General features: G+C 41.0%; 17 protein-coding genes. 7 read left to right on the top strand and 10 right to left on the bottom strand.

What is annotated here, in order from left to right; translation table 11 throughout:
* Nucleotides 1-36: 36 nt before the first annotated feature.
* Nucleotides 37-783, bottom strand: coding sequence for an RNA methyltransferase (locus KWJ01_RS17080; RefSeq protein ID WP_224998055.1), 747 nt, complete (start codon nucleotides 781-783; stop codon nucleotides 37-39).
* On the opposite strand from KWJ01_RS17080, the gene KWJ01_RS17075 reads away from it, so the two are divergent.
* Nucleotides 782-3,346, top strand: coding sequence for an outer membrane protein assembly factor (locus KWJ01_RS17075; protein WP_224998054.1), 2,565 nt, complete (start codon nucleotides 782-784; stop codon nucleotides 3,344-3,346). The two genes, KWJ01_RS17080 and KWJ01_RS17075, sit on opposite strands and share 2 nt — an antisense overlap.
* Before the next feature lie 346 nt (nucleotides 3,347-3,692).
* On the top strand, nucleotides 3,693-4,253 hold the full coding sequence (locus KWJ01_RS17070; protein ID WP_224998053.1) for an IS1 family transposase: 561 nt from the start codon (nucleotides 3,693-3,695) through the stop codon (nucleotides 4,251-4,253).
* A 247-nt stretch (nucleotides 4,254-4,500) separates the two neighbouring features.
* Here KWJ01_RS17070 and KWJ01_RS28375 read toward each other — a convergent pair whose 3' ends face one another.
* Both KWJ01_RS28375 and KWJ01_RS28370 read right to left on the bottom strand, forming a co-directional pair.
* The gene (locus KWJ01_RS28375) at nucleotides 4,501-4,647 is read right to left on the bottom strand and encodes a transposase (protein ID WP_370634729.1); all 147 of its coding nucleotides are present in this window, start codon (nucleotides 4,645-4,647) and stop codon (nucleotides 4,501-4,503) included.
* A gap of 254 nt (nucleotides 4,648-4,901) precedes the next feature.
* On the bottom strand, nucleotides 4,902-5,186 hold the full coding sequence (locus KWJ01_RS28370) for a transposase (protein ID WP_224998052.1): 285 nt from the start codon (nucleotides 5,184-5,186) through the stop codon (nucleotides 4,902-4,904).
* 1,837 nt (nucleotides 5,187-7,023) lie between these two features.
* Here KWJ01_RS28370 and KWJ01_RS17060 point away from each other — a divergent pair.
* From KWJ01_RS17060 to KWJ01_RS17045, 4 genes are all read left to right on the top strand, one after another.
* Nucleotides 7,024-7,890, top strand: coding sequence for a hypothetical protein (locus KWJ01_RS17060; protein ID WP_224998051.1), 867 nt, complete (start codon nucleotides 7,024-7,026; stop codon nucleotides 7,888-7,890).
* Nucleotides 7,891-7,932: 42 nt separating this feature from the next.
* Nucleotides 7,933-8,967 (top strand): hypothetical protein, encoded by a 1,035-nt coding sequence (locus tag KWJ01_RS17055; RefSeq protein WP_224998050.1) that lies wholly within the window; start codon nucleotides 7,933-7,935, stop codon nucleotides 8,965-8,967.
* A gap of 34 nt (nucleotides 8,968-9,001) precedes the next feature.
* Nucleotides 9,002-10,018 (top strand): hypothetical protein, encoded by a 1,017-nt coding sequence (locus tag KWJ01_RS17050; RefSeq protein WP_224998049.1) that lies wholly within the window; start codon nucleotides 9,002-9,004, stop codon nucleotides 10,016-10,018.
* Nucleotides 10,019-10,615: 597 nt separating this feature from the next.
* Nucleotides 10,616-11,449, top strand: a complete 834-nt coding sequence (locus KWJ01_RS17045) for a mechanosensitive ion channel family protein (RefSeq protein WP_224998048.1) — start codon at nucleotides 10,616-10,618, stop codon at nucleotides 11,447-11,449.
* 118 nt (nucleotides 11,450-11,567) lie between these two features.
* Here the strand turns inward: KWJ01_RS17045 and KWJ01_RS17040 are convergent, their stop codons facing one another.
* The 7 genes from KWJ01_RS17040 to KWJ01_RS17010 all read right to left on the bottom strand — a co-directional run bounded on the left by KWJ01_RS17040 (nucleotide 11,568) and on the right by KWJ01_RS17010 (nucleotide 19,198).
* A complete protein-coding gene (locus tag KWJ01_RS17040) occupies nucleotides 11,568-12,821 on the bottom strand; it encodes an energy transducer TonB (RefSeq protein ID WP_224998047.1) in 1,254 nt (417 codons plus the stop codon).
* A gap of 611 nt (nucleotides 12,822-13,432) precedes the next feature.
* A complete protein-coding gene (locus KWJ01_RS17035; protein ID WP_224998045.1) occupies nucleotides 13,433-13,771 on the bottom strand; it encodes a hypothetical protein in 339 nt (112 codons plus the stop codon).
* A gap of 507 nt (nucleotides 13,772-14,278) precedes the next feature.
* Nucleotides 14,279-15,559: a sorbosone dehydrogenase family protein gene (locus KWJ01_RS17030; protein WP_224998044.1), complete on the bottom strand. Its 1,281-nt coding sequence runs from the start codon at nucleotides 15,557-15,559 to the stop codon at nucleotides 14,279-14,281.
* Between the two features lie 132 nt (nucleotides 15,560-15,691).
* Nucleotides 15,692-16,864, bottom strand: coding sequence for a Gfo/Idh/MocA family protein (locus KWJ01_RS17025; protein ID WP_224998043.1), 1,173 nt, complete (start codon nucleotides 16,862-16,864; stop codon nucleotides 15,692-15,694).
* A gap of 947 nt (nucleotides 16,865-17,811) precedes the next feature.
* Nucleotides 17,812-18,279 carry a MaoC family dehydratase gene (locus tag KWJ01_RS17020; RefSeq protein WP_224998042.1) on the bottom strand — a complete coding sequence of 156 codons (468 nt, stop codon included), beginning with the start codon at nucleotides 18,277-18,279 and terminating at the stop codon, nucleotides 17,812-17,814.
* A 253-nt stretch (nucleotides 18,280-18,532) separates the two neighbouring features.
* A complete protein-coding gene (locus tag KWJ01_RS17015) occupies nucleotides 18,533-18,865 on the bottom strand; it encodes a DUF805 domain-containing protein (RefSeq protein WP_224998041.1) in 333 nt (110 codons plus the stop codon).
* Between the two features lie 186 nt (nucleotides 18,866-19,051).
* Nucleotides 19,052-19,198, bottom strand: coding sequence for a hypothetical protein (locus KWJ01_RS17010; RefSeq protein ID WP_224998040.1), 147 nt, complete (start codon nucleotides 19,196-19,198; stop codon nucleotides 19,052-19,054).
* Between the two features lie 172 nt (nucleotides 19,199-19,370).
* On the opposite strand from KWJ01_RS17010, the gene KWJ01_RS17005 reads away from it, so the two are divergent.
* On the top strand, nucleotides 19,371-19,979 hold the full coding sequence (locus KWJ01_RS17005; RefSeq protein WP_224998039.1) for a MarC family protein: 609 nt from the start codon (nucleotides 19,371-19,373) through the stop codon (nucleotides 19,977-19,979).
* Nucleotides 19,980-20,049 lie beyond the last annotated feature (70 nt).

The following is a 20,049-nucleotide window of genomic DNA, read 5'->3' as shown; positions in this document are numbered from 1 at the left end:
GAAGTTAAATTATATGGCAGCTTACCAGGCTGCTGGCTAGCGACTGCTTCTGCGCAGGTTATCACACAGAATGGCAGTGGCAACAGCAACATTCAGGGATTCCGCACCGCCCCAGGCCGGAATGGTAATACGGGCCGTTAACCTGGCAGCCAGCTCATCGGATATGCCATGAGATTCGCTGCCCATGAGCAGGTAGCCTGCCTCCGGAAAAGCAAAGGTATGCACGGACTGGCCTTGCAGGTCGGCCCCATACACAGGCCTGGCCTCCTGCTCAAGAAAACCCAAAAGATTGGTGTAATACGCATGAACGCGTGTAAAAGACCCTTTTGAGGCTGCTATAACTTTGGGATTGTAAAAATCTACCGTAGTTTCGGAGCAGATTAATTTTTGTATGCCATACCAGTCTGCTATGCGAATGATTGTACCTAAATTCCCGGGATCGCCTACATCATCCAGCACCAGGGCCCACTCTCCCGCCTCTGCCTGCAGCGGTTCCTCCTGCAGCATGTTTACCACAGCCAGTGCTGCATCGTTGGTCTGCAGAGTACCCAGGGCTGTTATTTCAGCAGCACTAGCTTCTACAACATCAATTGGCTGGTGCTTTAACAAAGACTGGTGCTCCTGCAGAAACATTGGGGTAGCTACCAGCGTTTTTATGCTATAGACAGATTGTATAACTTCCAGCACACTTTTTGCGCCCTCTACCAAAAACAGGTTTTCTTTTTTTCTGTACTTTTTTTGGTGAAGAGAGCGAACCAGGCTGCTTAGCTTTTTTGAGATCATGATACGAAAATATTGTTTCTTCCGGGCTTTTGCTCCCACATCAGTTTTTTTCTTTGCAGTGCTGTTGCTGCAAGGCTGTCTGGGTATCAAACACCTCGAGGAGAATGAGTATTTGCTGTACAACCAGCAGATCAAGGGAAATGATAAAATCAGTGCGGAAGAACTGAACGACTTTTTCCGGCAGGAAGCCAATGTGCGTACCCCGCTTATCCCCTGGGCTCCTTATGTGAGCATTTATTACCTGGGAGAAAGTTTTTATAATCCTGATAAAATCAGGCGCAAGCGCGAAGAGGCAGAACAGGAATATAACCAAAAGATAGCCGAAGCACAGGAGGAGGGCAGAGATAGCCGTGTACAAAGGCTGCAAACGAAAAAAGAAGCCAGGCTTGAGAAGCTTAACCGCGTGCTGGATGAAGGCAACTTTTTAATGCGCATAGGCGAACCTGTTGCCGTATACGACAGCTCCCTTGCAAGCGAAAGCGCCGAACAGATGAATCAGTACCTGCACAACAACGGGTTTTTCAACGCAGAAACTGCATACACGGCAGATACCAGTGGCAGAAAAGTAACTGTTACCTACCTTGTTGAGGAAAATACCGGCTATACCATAGACACCATCTGGACCCAGATCAGCGACAGGAGAATACGGGAGCTGCTGGAAAGCACAAGTGATGAAAGCTACCTTAGTGTTGGGGAACGCTACCAGCAATCAAACCTTGCCGCAGAACGTACTCGTATCAGCGATTTATTGCGGGATAACGGTTATTATGAGTTCAGCCAGCAGTATGTGGAGTTTAACGTTGACTCAACACTGGAAAACCACGGTGTTTCTGTAGTCACAGAAATCTTAAGGCCAGCAGAACGGGGGTATCATAAGCAGTTTACCGTAGACTCTGTGGTATTTGTAACCGATGCTACCATGCGTGGCGATCTTGCCGGAAGAGAAACACGTGAGGTGAATGGAATCACTTATCGATTTTTTGAAGAAAAGTACTCTAAAAAGGTTTTAGACAACAGGGTATTTATACGTCCCGACAGCCTTTACAGCAAGGCCAGAACGCTGGAAACCCAGAAGCAGCTGGCCAATCTCGATAATTTCAAATTTATTAATATTAATTACGATACCAGCGGCGGCAGGTTTATCAGTTATATCTATGCCAATCCGCTTAAGCGCTTCCAGATGAGCCAGGAATTAGGCTTTACCTACAGCGTAGGCATTCCAGGTCCCTTTTACACCACTACCTGGACCATGCGGAACGTATTTGGCGGACTGGAGAACCTGGAGTTCAATGCCCGGGCAGGAGTAGAGGGAATTCCAGAACCAACAAATCCCCAGCAGGCTTTCAGCAGTACGCAGTTTGGTGGCAACCTGTCCCTGATCTTTCCGCAATTCCTGTTCCCGCTCGGCAGCAGCCAGCGCAACAGGTTTGGCCACTACAACCCAAAAACTCGTTTGCTGATAGGTGCCAACTTTACCGATCGTCAGGTTTTCAGACGGAATACTTTTAACACCTCTCTGAACTACACCTGGCAAACAGAAAGGCAGCGCAGAGAAAACAGCTACAACCGCCTGTACACCTTTGTACCCATGGATATTAATATTATCCGCTCCAGCTTTAATCCGCCTAATCCGGAAGATAACGAATTCTACCAGCAGCTTTTAGAATGGCGCGACCAGGGTAACCCATACATCTATTCCTTTAATAACTCCTTTGTCACCAGCATGTATGCCTTCGTAGTATTCAATAAGAACAACTACGGCACTTACACCCAGGAGTCGCGGTATATACGGCCATATATTGAAAGTGGAGGAACCATACAAAACTTAATAAATTTTGGGTTCTTAAAAGAAGCTGGTAATGAAGAAGGAAGCGGTTTAGCTACCTACAGGTACCTTAAATTCAGTAATGACTATCGCAAGTTTATTCCTACCAGCATAAATACGTCGATAGCATGGCGTGTTAATGCGGGCCTGGCTATACCCTACCCTAAAGAAAGTACGGATTCAAAAGGCAACAAGGTTCAAGCAACCCTACCCTACGAGAAGTTTTTTTTTACTGGCGGCAGCAACAGTATAAGAGCCTTTAGACCCCGTCGATTAGGTCCGGGCAATTACATACCTGACTTCAACCAGCAGGTTGATAGCACTTTTACAAATATAATAGAACAGCCCGGAGAGGTGCTGCTTGAAGCAAGTATTGAATATAGGCATAATATTTTTGGCTTTTTAAATGGTGCATTATTTTTAGATGCAGGCAATGTATGGCGCCTTCGAAAAATAGATGCAATACCTGATAGCCAGTTCAAAATAAACGAGTTTTACCGACAAATAGCCCTTGGCACAGGTTATGGGTTCAGGCTAGACTTTTCTTTCCTTATCATACGCCTGGATTTTGGCCTGAAGCTATACAACCCGCAGAGCGTAAAAAAACTTAAAGATGGCTCCTATGACTATGCCGCCGGTTGGATATTTAACAGCAATTATGGCTCAAGGCCATTTGGTAAAAGCTTTTGGGATCAAGATCCTGTTATTTTGAATATTGGTATTGGATATCCTTTTTAATAAGAATTTATGAAATTTGAGGAGATAAAAAACAGGCATATCTGGCAATCATTGAAATTAAGAAATTCGACATATTAACTTAAACCTTATATTGCAGTGCTTGTGATAATGTTCTTTAAGATAATTAAATTTCAAAAATCAATACTTTTTTACTATACTAAAGTACGCGATAAAAGGTGCTGGTCCTACACGCTTTAACTATGTTTTCTTGATTAAATTGAGTTAATAAAGTTTTTGTCTGTCACCTTTACATTAACAATAGTTAGGCTGTAGACAAAAATGTGGTAGTGGTACAGAAAGTATGAGAGGTGAATAAAAAGCAGTAGGGTTTGGTTTAGGGAGGGTTATGTGCGAAATAACAATCTCAATCACCTGCCCCTACTGCCGTAGTAGTAAGGTATGGAAAAATGGTCTTAAGGCCAATGGCAAGCAGAATTTTCTGTGCTCCAACTGTAGAAAGCAATTCCAACAGGCTTATGCTTACAAGGGCTGCTGCCAGCAGCAGCGAAAGCAAGTACTGAAGATGCTCATCAGGAACTGTGGGCTCAGAGATATAGCATTCATTACTGGAGTGCATAGACAAACAGTGGTAAAGATACTGGAGCAAAGGGTGCAGCAGCTAAGCTTCGAACACTGGCAAAGCAGCTATGATCTGGTACAGATAGATGAACTCTACAGCTTTGTTGAGAGCAAAGAAAATAAGCAGTGGCTTCTGTTTGCTTATGCTCCTGAAACAGATGAAGTTCTGGCTTGGCAATGGGGAGACAGAAGCTGGCAAACTGTGGAATTGCTTTATAAGCAGTTAGATGATCTTCAAATTGAGCTAATCTGCACCGATGACTGGAAAGCTTTTGCTGCTGTACTGCCTGCTGAAAAACACCTAACAGGAAAAGCAGGCACCAAGTAAATTGAAGGAGTTAATACCAGTCTTAGAGCCAGAAACAGAAGACTTGTCAGAAGGACTACCTGCTTCTCAAAGAAATAAAAGAATCATCAGCTACAAATGAAGCTGATCTTGTACAATAGAAACTATCATACATTTTAGACCAGAGCCTAAAATAAATGTGCTTTGAAAACTAAAACTTAGAGCCTGTCTAAGAATTTAATTCAAAATTTATTAAGCATAGTTCTGATCATCACAAGTTGTACCATAATCATGCTTTGTAATCTTTGGAGAGTCTTCTATAGTTGTCTAGCCATGCGAAGATTCTCTCCACGATCCATCTTTTCGGCAGAATTACAAAGTTCTTTTCTTCATTTCTTTTGATGATATATGAGATCAGGTTAAAGGTTTCTGCCACATAAGTGATAAGCTTACCTGCATAGCTCCCCTCTGTTTAGATAATCTTAAGCCGGGGATATTTGAAACGGAGCTTTTCCAGCACTAATCTGGCTCCGTCCCTATCCAAGATACCAGCTGTATGCACTACTATAGCCATTAAAAGCCCAGGATGTCTACTACAATTGTTTTTTCACCCCTTTTAATCTTTTGCCTGTATCATAGCCCCTGACCATAGCACAACAGCTGGTTTTACCGACTGACTATCGATGATGCCTACTGAAGGTGAGCTTTCTTTGACATGTTTATGCTTTGTTCTTTCAACAGATGATCATGCAACTCTTTCACACCTTTCTTTTTCCACTTGTCAAAATAGTAATAGACGGTCTTATAGGGTGGATATTCACAACTCAAATAGTGCCATTGACAGCCTGTTTTTAACAGGTAAAAGATAGCATCCCATATCTGTAGCAGATCATACTTCCGCTTTCGTTGGTCCGATCGTGCCTTTTTAATTATCTTGTTTTCTGTATCTGTTAGATCTGAAGCATATTTCTTCATCAGAATTAGTTTTCAAAGGTGGTACTCTCTTAACTAACTCCGCAACAGATACTCTTTTACGCTCCATCTCCAATACTTAGACAGGCTCTTAAATTATTTAAAAAAAATAAATTTTTGCCTTTGATCTTACTTCTAAACAACATACATTCGCACAACGTAAATGTTTTGTTGGCACAGTATCTTCTGACCAAATACCGCTGAAGTTTACAATCATCAAAAGACTTTTATAAATTCTAATAGCTCAGTTTCTATTAATAGATTAATTTTCAAGAAATTATTAAAAGAATCTATTTTCTACAAAAATAAGTTAATCAAACTACTATTATTCATTAAAATATTATAATTTAAAGGACTTTTGATAAATCTTTAATAAAAACTTACCAAAATAACAAATCGTTTAGATTACTATAATCTACATTCTAATATTTTAATTTTATTTAAGTCTCTGTATTTTTGGAATATAAAATGCATTTCACCTCTAATTTAAAGTATGGAGGAGTGATCTAAGGAGAAATATCAGCTCATTTGTTTATTTCCTACAAATTATAACTCTGTTAAATCTGAAGCAGTTTCTATCTCTCCCTTGCAACAAGGTTTGAATGAGCGGTAGATCTCATATTGGCTGTGGTCTACAAATGTATGATAGGAGAATAAAAAGCAGTAAGGTTTGGTTTAGAGAAAGTTATGCGCAACTTAACACTCTTAATCACCTACCCTTACTGCCGTAATTAAAGGATCAGTTCCACTACGGATGCAAAAATGGGCTTAAGAAGAATGACAAATTGAATTTCCGTTGTGCCCATTGTAAGATGCCGTTTCAGCAGTAGTTTGCCTACAACGGTAGTTTCAGAAGTTAGAAAGCAAGTAGTAAAGATGTTGATCAGGAACCGTGACCTACTAGATATCCAGTTTATCACAGGTGAACATAGGCAAACGGTACTGAAGATTCTGGAGAAAAAAAATACAATAGATTAATTTTAAACACTGGCAAAGCAGCTATGATCTGGTACATAGAGATGAACTCTACAGCCCTGCCTCGCCAGCTAGCGGGTTTGTCGAGAGCAAAGCCAAAAAGCAGTGGCTCCTATAAGCTTATGCTCCTGAGACGGACAAAGTACTGGCTTGGCAGTGGGGCGACAGATCATAGAAACTGTTTAACTGCTTTACATACAGCTTGACAAGCTGCAAGTTCTGCGCTTCTGCACCGATGAATGGAAAGCTTTTTCTGCAGTATTGCCTGCTGAAAAGCATTTGATTGTAAAATCAGGCCCTAAACACATTGAAGGATTGATAACAGCTTAGGGCCAGAAACAGAAGACTTGTCAGAAAACAATCTGCCTTTATATAATAGAAAAGTATCATCAGCTACAAATGAAGATTATTTTGTACAACAGTAACTATCATACAAGTTTGGCCAGAGCCCAAAAGATGCAGAGATACAATCTTGGAAATCTATACAATTTTTAGTTATATGATTAACTGATTATCAAAGCATACTACTGTGATTTGATATTAAATCAAATCATAAAGCCTTTTTTTTATTCTTAAACATATCCTTGTTCTAAGCTTAATATTTATATATGACTACTATTATAGTAGATGTATAATGTATAGTATTATTTTACAATTAATTGATTACTATAAAATTTAAAAATGTTAATTTATGAAAAGATTCAAAATATTATTTCATCTGGTTACATTCATCACATTTTCATCATGTAATGATCCAAACAGAGAACTTATTGAGCCCGAGACACTTATTCAAGATGCCTCCCTTAATGCAATAAGCTTTAGTTCAAATGAGGATCTAGAAATGACGTTATCGCGAATACAGTCCATGACTGACCAAGAACTAGACATCTGGGAAAAAGAAAATTCGTTTGTCTCATATCGTAGTGTAGTTAATCAAGCAAATAATGAGTGGCATAATTTAAAATCTACGCAAGAGCTAAACAGCTTTTTGTATAATTATAGAGATGTTTTAACTTTGAAAGATTCATTATTAACACCTCACATTGACATAAAGATCTATCAATCAATTGTAAATCGTGAAGGGATATATAAAACTTACGGATATATAAACAAAATAATCGGTGACTATATAGTTACGGGTAAAATAGATTTATATAATAAATTATGTACAATCAAACATATTGACGGAGAAAAAGACATACATAATCTTGAAAAACAAGGTTTAAAAGTTTTTAAATACATCAATTCTGATAACAATACTTCTGCACGTACCAATGGTTCATGTTCTACTCAGATAAGCGCAGAGTATTTTTATAATCAAACAAATTGCCGTAATGACAGAAAGCTTATGCTTTATGGAAGGTCATATGTTTTTGCATCTCCAGCCGGGGATTTTTATCAGTCTAGGGCACAATTTAAAATGGTTCCAGTGTTGAGAAGGGGTACATTTTGTAATTGGGATGGTTATAGTACTTTAATGGCATATAAAAATGTGTCTTTTACTATATCAGGTTGGGGCTTAGAAAATGGAGTAGAGGTTTTGAAACCATATTTCGTTGAAATTCCAGATTATACCGGAACTCTAGACGAATACACCATTGTGAAAGATATTGAATATGGGGATAAAATTAATGCTCGCGCACGTACTACTGCCTATGCCTTTACTTCATTTCATGCTGAAGGTACAAGTCGTGGAATTGACAATAATTGGGTTGTTTTAGATTGCCAATAATATATATAGCTAAAGCTGTTTAACACTTTTACCAATACCCTAATGAAAAAAGTTATATTTACAAATTTATTTTCATTGTTAATCCTAATATCTTGTAGTGAACAAATTGACATTTCTCCAAATGACCAGCCTCTTCAAAATGTTCTTAAATTTTATTCTGAACAAGAGTTTAAAAATTCTCCAGACAGAATAGCAAAAATGACTGATGAGGAGTTAGATGATTGGGAGAAGAACCATGCTTTTATATCATTTAGAAGCATATTAAAGCAAGCTAATTTAGAATGGGATTCCCTCTCAACAGAGGATGAGAGAAATTCTTTCTTAATGAAGTATCAAGATGTAGTAACCATTGAGGATGGAAATCTTAAGCCTAAGATTTCTATTAGGTTATATCAATCTATTGTAAACAGGGAGGGATTATATGAGACATATGGACACTTAAATAAAGTAATGGGAGATTTTATTGTTTCAGTAAAAAAAGAAGACTATGGGAAGTTGAATAAAATAAGATTTATTGATGACAACAATAAAGAAAATTTACCACAGGGGGTACAAGTAATTAAGTATATAGGAATAGATCCAGATAGCGAAGTAAATACACGTTCAAATACGCTATGTTCAACAAATATTCAAGCTGAATATTTCTATAACCAATCTAACTGTAGGGATGATAGAAAAGTTATTATATCCGCAAAATCATATGTGTTATTAAATACAATTTCAACCTATCCTTACAAACAAGGAGCACAGCCGAGGGTTGAAATTAAAGTATGGCCTGAAATAAGAAGTGGAACTTGGTGCAACTGGAGCAAATATTTGAATCCCCTAAAGTACAAAAATGTTGCCTTTACTGTTATGGCATTGAGTGACCCAAACAGTGTTAACCCCACCCTCATTACAAGAAACATACCTGATTATGCACCAACTGATGAACGAGAGCATCTAATTTGGGATCAGGCGATGGGAGCAACTGTTCCAAGAGAAAGAAATATTTCCGCTTACCCCTTTACAAGCTTTCATGGCGAAGCTACCAGTCGAGGGGTAGGTGATAATTGGGCTGTGTTGGATTGCCAATAATCTGTGACTCTTATTAAAATATAATTCAAACCTCATGAAAAAATATCCTATTTTGCTAATTATGGCATTCATTATTCTTGGTTCATGCAATGATGATACCGAAAGTATTGATGTTACCAGTTCAGTTTCAGATGTTGCTAGTTTCAGTTCACATGAAAATTTTGAAGCAATAACTAACAAGATCCCTTCAATGAGCAAGGAAGAGTTGGATGAGTGGGAACAATCAATGTCTTTCCTTTCTTATCGAAGCATTCTAGATAAAGCTTATATAGAGCTAGAAGCAATAGACACTGAAGAAAGTAAAACTAGTTTTTTGAAAAAATATCAAGACGTTTTAACGTTACAAGACGATGCTTTAACACCATTAATCAGTATACCATTATATCAGGCAATTGTTAATAGAGAGGGTATATATGAAACGAATGGATATTTGAATAAAGTGGTAGGAGATTTTATAGTATCTGCTAAAAAAAGTGAATATCAAACCTTAAAAAGCATCAAATCGATAGACATTAATAATAATACAAAAAGATTAGAAAAAGAGGGTCTTATAATATCAAGATATGCTGGTGCGAGTGTAACGCCTAAAATACAAGCTAATGAACGAGTATTAGTGGCGTGTTCTACTGAAATGGTAGCAGGTTACTACTATAATAGAAGCGGTTGTGGTGATGATAGAAAGGTTGATTTAAGTGCTAAGTCATATGTAGCGGTATCAACTAGTGCTTATGGCAATTGGTATCAGCCTCGGGTTAAAATTCAAGTGCTACCGACTAAACGTTTAGGAACTTGGTGTACTTGGGTTTCCTATAACACCCCAACCCAAGCTAGAAATATTGCTTATTCTATCATGGCATTTGAGGTTGAGAATGGATTTCCTGTAAGAAAACTACTGTATTTTTATCCGCCAGACTTTACCAGCTACTATGACTACCCTGTTGGTTCGCCAGTAATGAATTTTATTTTTGATCCTATTCCGTTTAGTAGCTTTTATGGTGAAGCTACAAGTCAAGGTGTTGGTGATAATTGGGCAATATTAGAATGTCAATAAAAATTTGCGTGATACAATGAGACATTGTTTGTACAAGGGTAACTACCTTAATGCGATTCATTGTACGGGTAAAAGTAAGTACCTACATTGCAATTCATTTAGAACCATCAATAATGCTATTACGCATTAACCTTAGGCGCACCTGAAAACCATTTGTTGCTGATAATTCTAGTTTGATTCAAAAGAAGTAAACAAAGAACCCTGATATAAGCTGTCGAAGGATTTTTTGGGGTTCTTTTTTTAAAATCCTATTGCTACCACTAATACTGTACAATGTGAGGCAAAAACAGCATTTAAATACAATAGTACCATTATAGTAATTGAATACCTGATGTAATGGTATGGTTGAATGAGTATGGAATTAGGATTCTATTAGATTAATTTTAGGCATAGGCTATCCTTTCTGACTTGTGCGTTTACACCCTGCAACAGCCTAAGCCGCCATTCACTACAGATCCCTGGTAAAGACATTACCAGGGATTTTATTTTTCCAGTATATTTATACATCATTCAGCTAACATAGTACTAAACCGGAGCTGATGAGTTTTAAACTGGAAGCTGTTATGTATTTTTGGCGCTGCGTACTCAAGATCGTTTATGGATAACTTCAATGTAACTCTTATTGCCGATAACCTCTGGGAGCTGGCAAGGCTCTATATTCCTAAATTTGTACTGGCTCTACTTACGCTGGTGATTGGTCTGTGGCTGGTACGGCAGCTCACCCAACTTATTCGTCGCGCATTAACAGCCCGTAATGTAGATCCTTCTCTCACTCCCTTTTTAACCAGTATCATTAAAATTGCGCTGGTTATTATGGTGATCATAAGTGTTGCCAGCATGGTGGGCATAGAAACCACCTCATTTGTAGCTGTTTTAGGTGCCGCAGGCCTTGCCATTGGTTTAGCCCTGCAGGGAAGCTTGTCTAATTTTGCAGGTGGTGTACTCATCCTCTTTCTTAAGCCTTTCCGGGTGGGTGATGTAATAGAGGCGCAGGGCGTTACTGCCAGTGTAACCGAAATTCAGATTTTCCATACCTACCTCAGAACCTTTGACTTCAAGGTAATCATTCTGCCAAACGGCAACCTGGCTAACGATAAGATCATTAACTACTCGAGGGAGAAGACCCGTATTGTGGAGTGGGTGTTTGGTATAAGTTATGCCGATAACATTGACCTGGCCAAAAGCATCATCAGGGAGGTAGTCTTTAGTGATCCTCGGGTTATTAACACCGAAAACCCTTATGTTAATGTGCTTGCCCTGGCCGACAGCTCTGTGAACATAAGGGTAAGAGCAGAGGTACTGCAGGAAAATTACTGGCAGTTCTTTTTTGATGTAAATGAATGGGTGAAAAAAGCTTTTGATGCACAGGGCATTACCATTCCGTTTCCACAGCGTGATATTCACCTGCATCAGGCAAAGGTTAATGCCTAAAGGCTACAGGGCAATGCATAGATTACTGTATTCTTCAAAAACAAAAAAGCTGCTATTTCTAGCAGCTTTTTTGTTTTGGCTTCAGCCATTTGGGCTTAGCCATACAAGTAATTCAATATTAGTCATCTATATCAAAGCGGATAGGCATGATCATCGTTACAGTAGATGGTTGTTCACCCTCCTGGCCAGATGATTGCCATTTACCAGAGGTAGTGTTAACTGCACGAAGACTTTCCTGCTTCAGGGCTTCTACAAGCCTTTCTTTATCTTCACCCTTAAATTCAATCAGGTCTTCTTTTGCTATTTCTTCCTGTACCTCATTTTGGGCTCTGTCAGTAAGTCTCATTAGGGTCATAACGGTACCGTCATCTTTCTTCTGACGCAGAATACCATCTATTACCTCTGCACTTTCTATTTCACCTTGCTGGTTTACTTCCATCTGTACAAGTACAGTACCTTCCACTTTAGCATCTTCCAGTTCTTGTGGAAGCGTCATCTCCTCTTCAATTTCCTCTACCAGCTCGCTGTAATTTACATCAGGGCTGGCAGCAATATATTTAGCATTGCCGGTAGCTTCCAGGCTTGTTCTGGCATCCTGCATAAGCAATCTTTCTTCTTCGCTTAACTGATCTGCAGGCACTGAATACACCTCATATACCACTATAGCCGATTCCGGGGCAGTACTCATATCCGCATCTGCCATATTATCTGCAGATTCATCAGTAGTGGCCGCGTTTCCGCTTGGTTCCATATTATCATAAGAACTCAATCCTTCAGTATTAGACACGCGCTCAGTTTCAGGCATCGTTTCTGAAGTACCCATGTCTTGATTTGAGCCCATGGCACCTGTATTATACATGCCTTCAGAACCATTCTGACCGGCCTGCATACCACCCTCTTCTGCTGTTAAGCTGGCAAGCGACTCTTCAATAGCATTATTTACTTCAGAGAACTTGTCAATATGTGCATCAATGTTAGATATTGATGAGCCTGAACGATTGCCGCTCCACTGGCTACCTGCTGTTGTAGAAGCAGTAGTTTCTGCCTGACTGGCATTATCCTGGGCGCCTACAGTGGCATTATCCTGCGCACCTACAGTGGCATCATCTGATGTAGTAGCTGTGGCTGTAGTTGCATCAGCATCAGCCTCATTTACAGTTGCAGACGCCTCATCATCGTATTCACCTTCGGCTAGCGGACGGTTCACATCTTCACGATCCAATGGCTCAACACCTGAGGTTTCTGTTGTATTAGTAGCTACTTCATCTCCCTGTTTTTGCTCACTATCACAAGCACCCATCACTAACATACCAGACAACGCTAAAGTGCTTGCCCAGTATTTCATCCAATTTCTGATTACAGGCTTGTTCATAATATTAAAAATCTATGTGTTTAAAAAATAATTTTTGATTCAATACTAGCCCATTTACGAATGTTGATAGGTAAGGTTATACCATTACTCAAAAATTTGTAGGGAAGCATCAAATTTTTATGCCATTTGTAGAAGTTTTCCACAAGAACCAGCTAAAATGCAGCCCTGTTACACAGTTCCCAGGAATGAAAATTTCTTTATCAAAGTTAAAGCTTTCCTTCGCATTCGTAAGATGCAGCAGCTAATTCCTGTACATTTCAACACCTGTTTTGTATATAGTCAGAATAAAGTATAAGCAGGCTTAATACAAACATTCACCTCTTATGCAAAAAGTATACTTTATAAAGCAGATCATAAAAGAATAGGGTTAAAAGGAAAAGGGCATTGGCCGAAAATACCACAACATTCAACACATTAGCTGGTTCCCATGGTAACTTAAACCTTCAGCAGCACAAAAAAAGCAACTGCTCCAGGAGTGAATTTAATATCATTCACTCCTGGAGCAGTTGCTTTCTCTTTTATTAACCTCCCTGCTACATGGTTTATTCTCCGGGCTGCTACTTAAACAAACACAGGGAAGCCTTTACTAAAGCAATTTACCTAGCTAATGCTTAGTTAACCATATTTTCCTGCATTGAATACTCCATGTCCTCTTCTGTAGTCATGTCAGAAAGAGTAGTCCGGATTGCCTGGTTCACTTCAGGGTACTCATTCAGCAGCCTGTTGATATTAACTGAAGATCCGGCCATAGAACCATTATTCCAGTTCGAGCTGGTTGCAGATACATTTTCACGTTGGGTCTGATCTTCCTGCATTGTTTCCTCCGTAGTAGCAAGGTCTGTGGTTCTGTCTTCAGCCGGCTCTATATTCGTATTCACCACTGCTGTTTCAGATACCATCGTGTCGTCTGCTGTGTCTGAATCGCTACCACATGCACCTAATAACATCATACCTGATATTGCAAGAGTGCTGGCAAAATATCTCATCCATTTTTTTTGTGTAGATTTAATCATGTTCTTATGTATTTATATTGACTAATATTGAACTAAAATTTATGTGCGTCTATATATACTTACGGAGAGCCTCTCATTAGGTTGTATCTATCTGACATTTAGTATTTTATCTTAAATTATACCAAACATTTCAGTATGTTTTTAGTTGTTTACCATAATGTAGCCTACAGGCCATTTTTAGTACCCGCAACGAAACATCGCAATTAGCGCAGCTAAAGCAGGAGGAATATGTACTGCTACTAACAGAGATTGACTGCTTTTAGTGATAATGTACAAACCGGATACAGCTAAGAAACAGATCAATTACAGCACTAAGTGCTACTAAAATCATAAGATTTACATCCTGCAGCGATCAAAATAAAAAAATCCTGCACCCATCAGAAGGATGCAGGATTCTTACTAAAACTGGCAGTTTTGCCAGTACTACTTTTTCAGACTAAAAAGCTACCTGTTACTGCTTACACGCCAGATGGTATTGCTGGAATCATCTGACAAGAGCATGCTTCCGTCAGCCAGAATTTCGATGTCAACCGGCCTGCCGTAAACCTCGCCACTCTCCAGGTCGGCAATAAAACCTGTCAGGAAGTCCTCTGGCGGGCCAGCAGGTTTACCATTTTCAAAAGGGATAAAAAGCACCCGGTAACCGTTCAGCTCTGAGCGATTCCAGGATCCGTGCTGCCCAACAAAAACACCATTGTGATATTTTTGAGGGAATGCCTGCTGATCATAAAAAGCCAGACCCAGGGAGGAGGTATGGGCACCCAGCGCCACATCCGGAACAATGGTCTTTTTAACAAGCTCCGGCTCCTGCCCTTTCATGCGGGGATCTGGTTGCGGGCCGAAGTATGCATAGGGCCAGCCATAGAAGCCTCCCTCCTGTACACTGGTTATATAGTCAGGCACCAGGTTGTCGCCCAGCTCATCCCGTTCATTTACAGCTGCCCAAAGTTCCTGGGTGCCTGGTTTCCAGTCTATACCCACCGGGTTACGCAGGCCTGCCGCATACACGCGCTCGCCGCTACCATCAGGGTTTATTTCCAGTACGTTGGCTCTTCTTACTTCTTCTTCCATTCCATACTCACCATTGTTACTGGCAGAGCCAATGGATATGTATATTTTAGAGCCATCCGGACTGGCAAGCAGGTTACGGGTCCAGTGGTGGTTGTAGCCGCCTGCCGGCAGATCCAGAATTTTTTCGCCACTGCCACTGATGCTCGTTTGCCCCTCCTGGTATGGGTACCTTACCACACCATCGGTATTGGCTACATAAAAATAGTTATCAAGTACCAGCATACCATAAGGCTGGTTCAGGCCAGACATAAAAGTAGTTTGCATCTCTGGCCTGCCATCGTTGTTGGCATCGCGGATAATGGCAATACGATTGGCGCTCTTTTTCTCGTCGTCCGACTCTGCAACAAAAATATCACCATTGGGTGCTACATAAATGTTTCGCGGATGCTCCAGCCCCTCTGCAAACTTTGCTACAGTAAAACCTGCAGGTGCCTGGGGTGTTTTGCCCTCCGGCCAGCCTATTGTTTCACTTCGTTTTGTGTGTGATTCTGTTTTATATGGCTGTGGCAGGGTATCTGCCGTTACCTGCAAGCCATAAGTAGCCAGTGAATCCTCGACAGAGGCCCTCTCTACACGTTCGTTCATCAGGGAGGTGCAGGCACTAAAGCCCAGCAACAGTGCCAGGCTGGCACCGCTATACAGTAATGGTTTCATGTTTGATTATTATAATGATCCTGCTGTTGGTAAAAGATAGTTCCAGCCACTGAACCTGTTTCTGCAAAAAAAGTTGGCACCCCAGCAGGCATGGCGTTTAAAAAGCACAGGTATATCTGCACGATTTGACATTTAAATACTGACCCTTCCTCCCGTACGGGCAGCCTCGTAAATAGCCATCAGTATTTTCACATCGCGCATCCCCATTTCGCCCGGCACCCGGGTTTGCTTATTTTCCAGAATACATTCTGCAAATCCATCCATCTGGCGGGCCTGCTGGTTTACCTGCGGATAATCCATAGGGCCTTCGCTGGTTACACCAGATATGCCCGAATAACCATAGGCGGGCTCCAGCTTCCACCAACCTTTTTCGGCTTCTGTATACAGCCTGCTGGCCCTGTCGTTATAGCTGCTGCTGCAATCGGCAGTAGCACCCCCTGGAAACTCCATCTGCCAGCTGATGGATTGCTCCACCTCGCTGAAGTACTTAGGCCTGGTAACTTCTCCAAACTTTGCCGTAACAGCAACAGGATCTTTGCCCATGGTATAGCAGGCACCCTGTACGCAATATACCCCCATATCCATGAGCGGCCCACCACCACCCAGCTCTTTATCGAGCCGCCACACATCCGGGCTCCCGCTTATCACAAAGCTGTTGGAAGATTCTATTCGCTTAACCGGACCAAACACCTCCTGCTGCCCCAGTTCCATTACACGCTGGTTATGGGGCTCAAAATGGAGGCGGTAGCCAATCGAGAGCTTTACCCCATTCTGGTTACAGGCATCTATCATGCGCTGGCAATCCGCTACTGAGGTAGCCATTGGTTTTTCACAGATCACATGCTTGCCAGCCTGTGCCGCCCTGATGGTATATTCTGCATGCAGGCCATTGGGCAGCACAATGTATATGATATCGATATCCTTATTATCTGCTATCTGATCGAAGGTATCGTAGTTGTATACATTCTTGTCGGGTATCTTATATTTACTTTTCCACTCACCTATTTTAGAAGGAGTACCGGTTACAATACCCGCCAGGTAACATTTTTCTGTTTCCTGCAAGGCAGGTGCCAGCTGGCCCCTGCTGTAACCGCCTAAACCTACCAGGGCAATACCGAGCTTTCGCTGCGGCGCCCCTTGCTGCCTGTTGCCCGGCTTTGCCTGCACACCCGCTTCCCCACTCCCCGACTGGCAGGAAAATAAAGAAAGCGGAGAAATGCCTAAGCCAGCCGTACCAAGCAGCAGGGAAACATTTCTGATGAAACTTCTCCTGTTGGAGGGAAGAGAGGATGGATCTTTTTTCATGGATGATCAGCCTTGCATGAATAAAATGGGTATTCAGCTTATATAAACAACTATCATCAAAAAGGTTATGTAACAAGTGCAGAGATATCACTTTGGGCTGTGTTCACTTATGCAGATACAGCAACTGCCAGAACATCAGATCGTGGGCACTTCACTCCTCCCCCCTGAAACCAAAAAGGCCCGATGCAAAACATCGGGCCTTTTTAAACCAACCAACTCTCAACTTAAACTCTTATAAATTCTTTTAAAAACCACCAGTAAAAAATAGGACTGGTGGGATCCTCTTCATATATATCTTATCAATAAGTCCAAAATAAATCCCTGAAGGCCTCCAATAATTTCAGGAGCATAATCGCAATGAATACAGTCAATTTTAAAACTAATTCATGAAGTCAAATCTTCTTCCGGAACCATCAACCGCCTGTTGATTATCTGTTTGTTGATATAAAATAACGACTTAATATTTTAATTAGCAACAGGGCAGCAGCTGTTATTTTAACCTGAAACCACAGAACACGTTTGAAATAGTGAGAATACAGGTAAAAATTTATGCTAATTTTATTAATAAATCTATTGTTATAATATAAATGCTCATATTTTAACCCTGTAAATTCAGGATACTGAAAAATAGCAGAGACAGGATTTAAACGAATCGACAAGCACCTGGAACAAAAAGAAGCTACGAAGAAATACCAGTTCGGCAGAATACCCTGTATAGAAAAGCCATTATTTGCACCATCTGTTTAAGGTATATAAATGGTACAGTTGAAAGCTCAGCTGATTTGTTTAATAATCCTGATACTTTTTCAGCTGCCAGCTGCCCCAATAAAAAAGTGCGCCGAATATGATTCAGCACACCTGCTAGAATAACATATAAATAAATTCCCGTACACATCACTTACTGCAGATTGTGCCCTGGGAAAAACCAATAGTTATTGTATCGGAATTTAATCGTTAAAGTGGTACAGGAAAGAAATGACACCTGTATAGGCAGGCTTCTTTACATCTTTGATTTCCATAGTAACCCCCAGCTGCGCCTTGGTGATACCTCTTAGGTTTTTTACCGACAACACTTTTACACGCAGCCTCACCTCGCTGTTCACCACCACGGCCTGGTTAAAACGCAGGTTTTCAATTTCGTAGTTCACCTGCATTTTGATATTCTCTACAGAAACAACCTGGCTCCAGAAATAAGGCAGGAGTGATACAGTTAAATATCCATGCGCAATGGTATTACCAAAAGGCGATTCTGATTTGGCTCGCTCAGCATCCAGGTGTATCCATTGATGGTCTATTGTAGCATCGGCAAAGAGGTTTATCTGCTCCTGTGTAATCACGTGGTAATCTGTTACACCAAGCTCTGTTCCTTCGTATTGAGCGAATTCCTCGAAGCTCCTGATGATGGCTTTAGTCATGAGTTAGAAAAGTGGATTGGAATGATCAAACAGTCTTCCTCTGGTTAAAGGTTGAAAGGCGACTGTCAAAGGTAAGCTCAATTTTTTACTTGATAAAGAGAAATTTCAGGCAAATCTGTATCTGCCTCCCCCTCTGCCGCAAGTTTATAGATGTATTTAGCAGTTGAGCAATTAAAAAATACCGCCGAAGCTGCTGTTTCCCGGAGTAGAAAAGCCGCTTCGGCGGATCCTGATCTATCTATACGAAAAGGGATTAGCTGGCGCTCATGCCATCAGATGCATGTTTAGGACTGGCGCCATACTCATTTAAACCTTGCTCACCATCAGCAAACAGCAGCCAAAAACCATAAAACGGCACAATTACCCACCAGCCAGATTTACCCAGATCGTGACATCTTTTTGCGCCCTGCGCAAGGGTAAACCACATCATTGGTATCAGCAATACCAAAAGCACCACCAGTATTGCCGGCTCGTTTGCTTCTGCAAACACCTCCATCAGCAAGCGGAAGATCAGCATCAAGATAAAACTGATGCAATATTCAGTTCTGCGAATACGGCCATCAAAGGAGAAAGGGTTCTTAAACATAATAAGCTGGTTAAGTATGTGAACTATTTACAGGGGCAAAATAGTCTTTAACAGATTTGAAATTGAGGATATGTAAGATTAAGCAACAATACCCACCCTTCGCACTTTTTGCATACCTGCTTTCTGTTTTGTAAATCAGCAAGTTGTCTGAACCCAGCATTCCCCATGCATTGAACAGTAGCAAAACTACCCGGCACAGGCCCTGTATGAAAAAGGAGCCAACCAGTCGGCTAAAGGCGTGGTAAAATTCACCTTAAGGGTAGAAGCCAGTGGTTCAATGCCGGACTTTGTAGTACTGGAAAGTCTATGCCCAAGCTGTGATCTGGTGGCCATACGCTGGTAAAAGCAGGCCCAAACTGGCAGCCAGTACCCTGGAAAGGGCACAAAAAAAACAGGTACCACAGCATAGGCAGAGGTTTCTTTCTGATGGTGAAAAAATCCAGAGAAGGCATATCAAAGGCAATAAAAATTGCCAACAATGCTGCTACAGGCTGGTTGCATAGCTATGAATATGTCTGCTGCAATACTTGCCTTTTTGGTGATGCTAAACCCATTCGCCCTGTTTCTGTACCTGAAACCACTCATGAAAGACCTGACAGACAGGGAGTTTCTGGCGGTTTTGTTCAGGGCCAGCCTGATATCTTTTTTCATTTACCTGGCTTTTGTACTCTTTGGTAATTTTATCTTTGCCAGCATATTCCGGATATCTTTTGAGTCTTTCAGGATATTCGGGGGCATTATTCTGTTCTCGCTGGCCTATATGTTTATTGTGAGGGGTAAGAAAGCATTTATTCAGACCAAAGGTGATTTGCACGACATGGCTTCGGAAATTGCACTTCCTTTTATGGTAGGAGCCGGCACGATATCGCTTTCTATTTTACTGGGCGAGCAGCTCCCAATGCCTTACGGGGTACTGGCCCTTATCATCATCATGACCATAAATTTTCTGATTGTAATAGGGCTCAAGGAAATGCGCAGCAGAATTAAGATCCATAAACTGCGGGTAGCCTTCGATAAAAACATGGAGATCCTGCTGCGGATCAATGGGTTCTTTGTGGGTGCCATTGGCATTGACATGATCGCCACCGGCATAAAAAATATGTTTCTGCAGTAGCAGGCCCTCTTTAAGGATCATAGCTCAGTTTTATAAGTGAAGATAACTAAAAGAACTGCCTCACATAATG

Origin of the sequence: Cesiribacter sp. SM1, assembly GCF_020178975.1 — a bacterium.
Classification (GTDB): Bacteria; Bacteroidota; Bacteroidia; order Cytophagales; family Cyclobacteriaceae; genus Cesiribacter.
Note: the sequence above shows the minus strand (reverse complement) of the source record. Positions and strands in the feature narration are given on the sequence as shown.

What these genes read in the sequence shown, in the direction of transcription:
- KWJ01_RS17075 (WP_224998054.1), top strand. Translation starts at nt 782, where the DNA reads ATGATACGAAAATATTGTTTCTTCCGGGCTTTTGCTCCCACATCAGTT.
- KWJ01_RS17080 (WP_224998055.1), bottom strand. Translation starts at nt 783, where the DNA reads ATGATCTCAAAAAAGCTAAGCAGCCTGGTTCGCTCTCTTCACCAAAAA.
- KWJ01_RS17070 (WP_224998053.1), top strand. Translation starts at nt 3,693, where the DNA reads ATGTGCGAAATAACAATCTCAATCACCTGCCCCTACTGCCGTAGTAGT.
- KWJ01_RS28370 (WP_224998052.1), bottom strand. Translation starts at nt 5,186, where the DNA reads ATGAAGAAATATGCTTCAGATCTAACAGATACAGAAAACAAGATAATT.
- KWJ01_RS17060 (WP_224998051.1), top strand. Translation starts at nt 7,024, where the DNA reads ATGACTGACCAAGAACTAGACATCTGGGAAAAAGAAAATTCGTTTGTC.
- KWJ01_RS17055 (WP_224998050.1), top strand. Translation starts at nt 7,933, where the DNA reads ATGAAAAAAGTTATATTTACAAATTTATTTTCATTGTTAATCCTAATA.
- KWJ01_RS17050 (WP_224998049.1), top strand. Translation starts at nt 9,002, where the DNA reads ATGAAAAAATATCCTATTTTGCTAATTATGGCATTCATTATTCTTGGT.
- KWJ01_RS17045 (WP_224998048.1), top strand. Translation starts at nt 10,616, where the DNA reads ATGGATAACTTCAATGTAACTCTTATTGCCGATAACCTCTGGGAGCTG.
- KWJ01_RS17040 (WP_224998047.1), bottom strand. Translation starts at nt 12,821, where the DNA reads ATGAACAAGCCTGTAATCAGAAATTGGATGAAATACTGGGCAAGCACT.
- KWJ01_RS17035 (WP_224998045.1), bottom strand. Translation starts at nt 13,771, where the DNA reads ATGATGTTATTAGGTGCATGTGGTAGCGATTCAGACACAGCAGACGAC.
- KWJ01_RS17030 (WP_224998044.1), bottom strand. Translation starts at nt 15,559, where the DNA reads ATGAAACCATTACTGTATAGCGGTGCCAGCCTGGCACTGTTGCTGGGC.
- KWJ01_RS17025 (WP_224998043.1), bottom strand. Translation starts at nt 16,864, where the DNA reads ATGAAAAAAGATCCATCCTCTCTTCCCTCCAACAGGAGAAGTTTCATC.
- KWJ01_RS17020 (WP_224998042.1), bottom strand. Translation starts at nt 18,279, where the DNA reads ATGACTAAAGCCATCATCAGGAGCTTCGAGGAATTCGCTCAATACGAA.
- KWJ01_RS17015 (WP_224998041.1), bottom strand. Translation starts at nt 18,865, where the DNA reads ATGTTTAAGAACCCTTTCTCCTTTGATGGCCGTATTCGCAGAACTGAA.
- KWJ01_RS17010 (WP_224998040.1), bottom strand. Translation starts at nt 19,198, where the DNA reads ATGGCCACCAGATCACAGCTTGGGCATAGACTTTCCAGTACTACAAAG.
- KWJ01_RS17005 (WP_224998039.1), top strand. Translation starts at nt 19,371, where the DNA reads ATGAATATGTCTGCTGCAATACTTGCCTTTTTGGTGATGCTAAACCCA.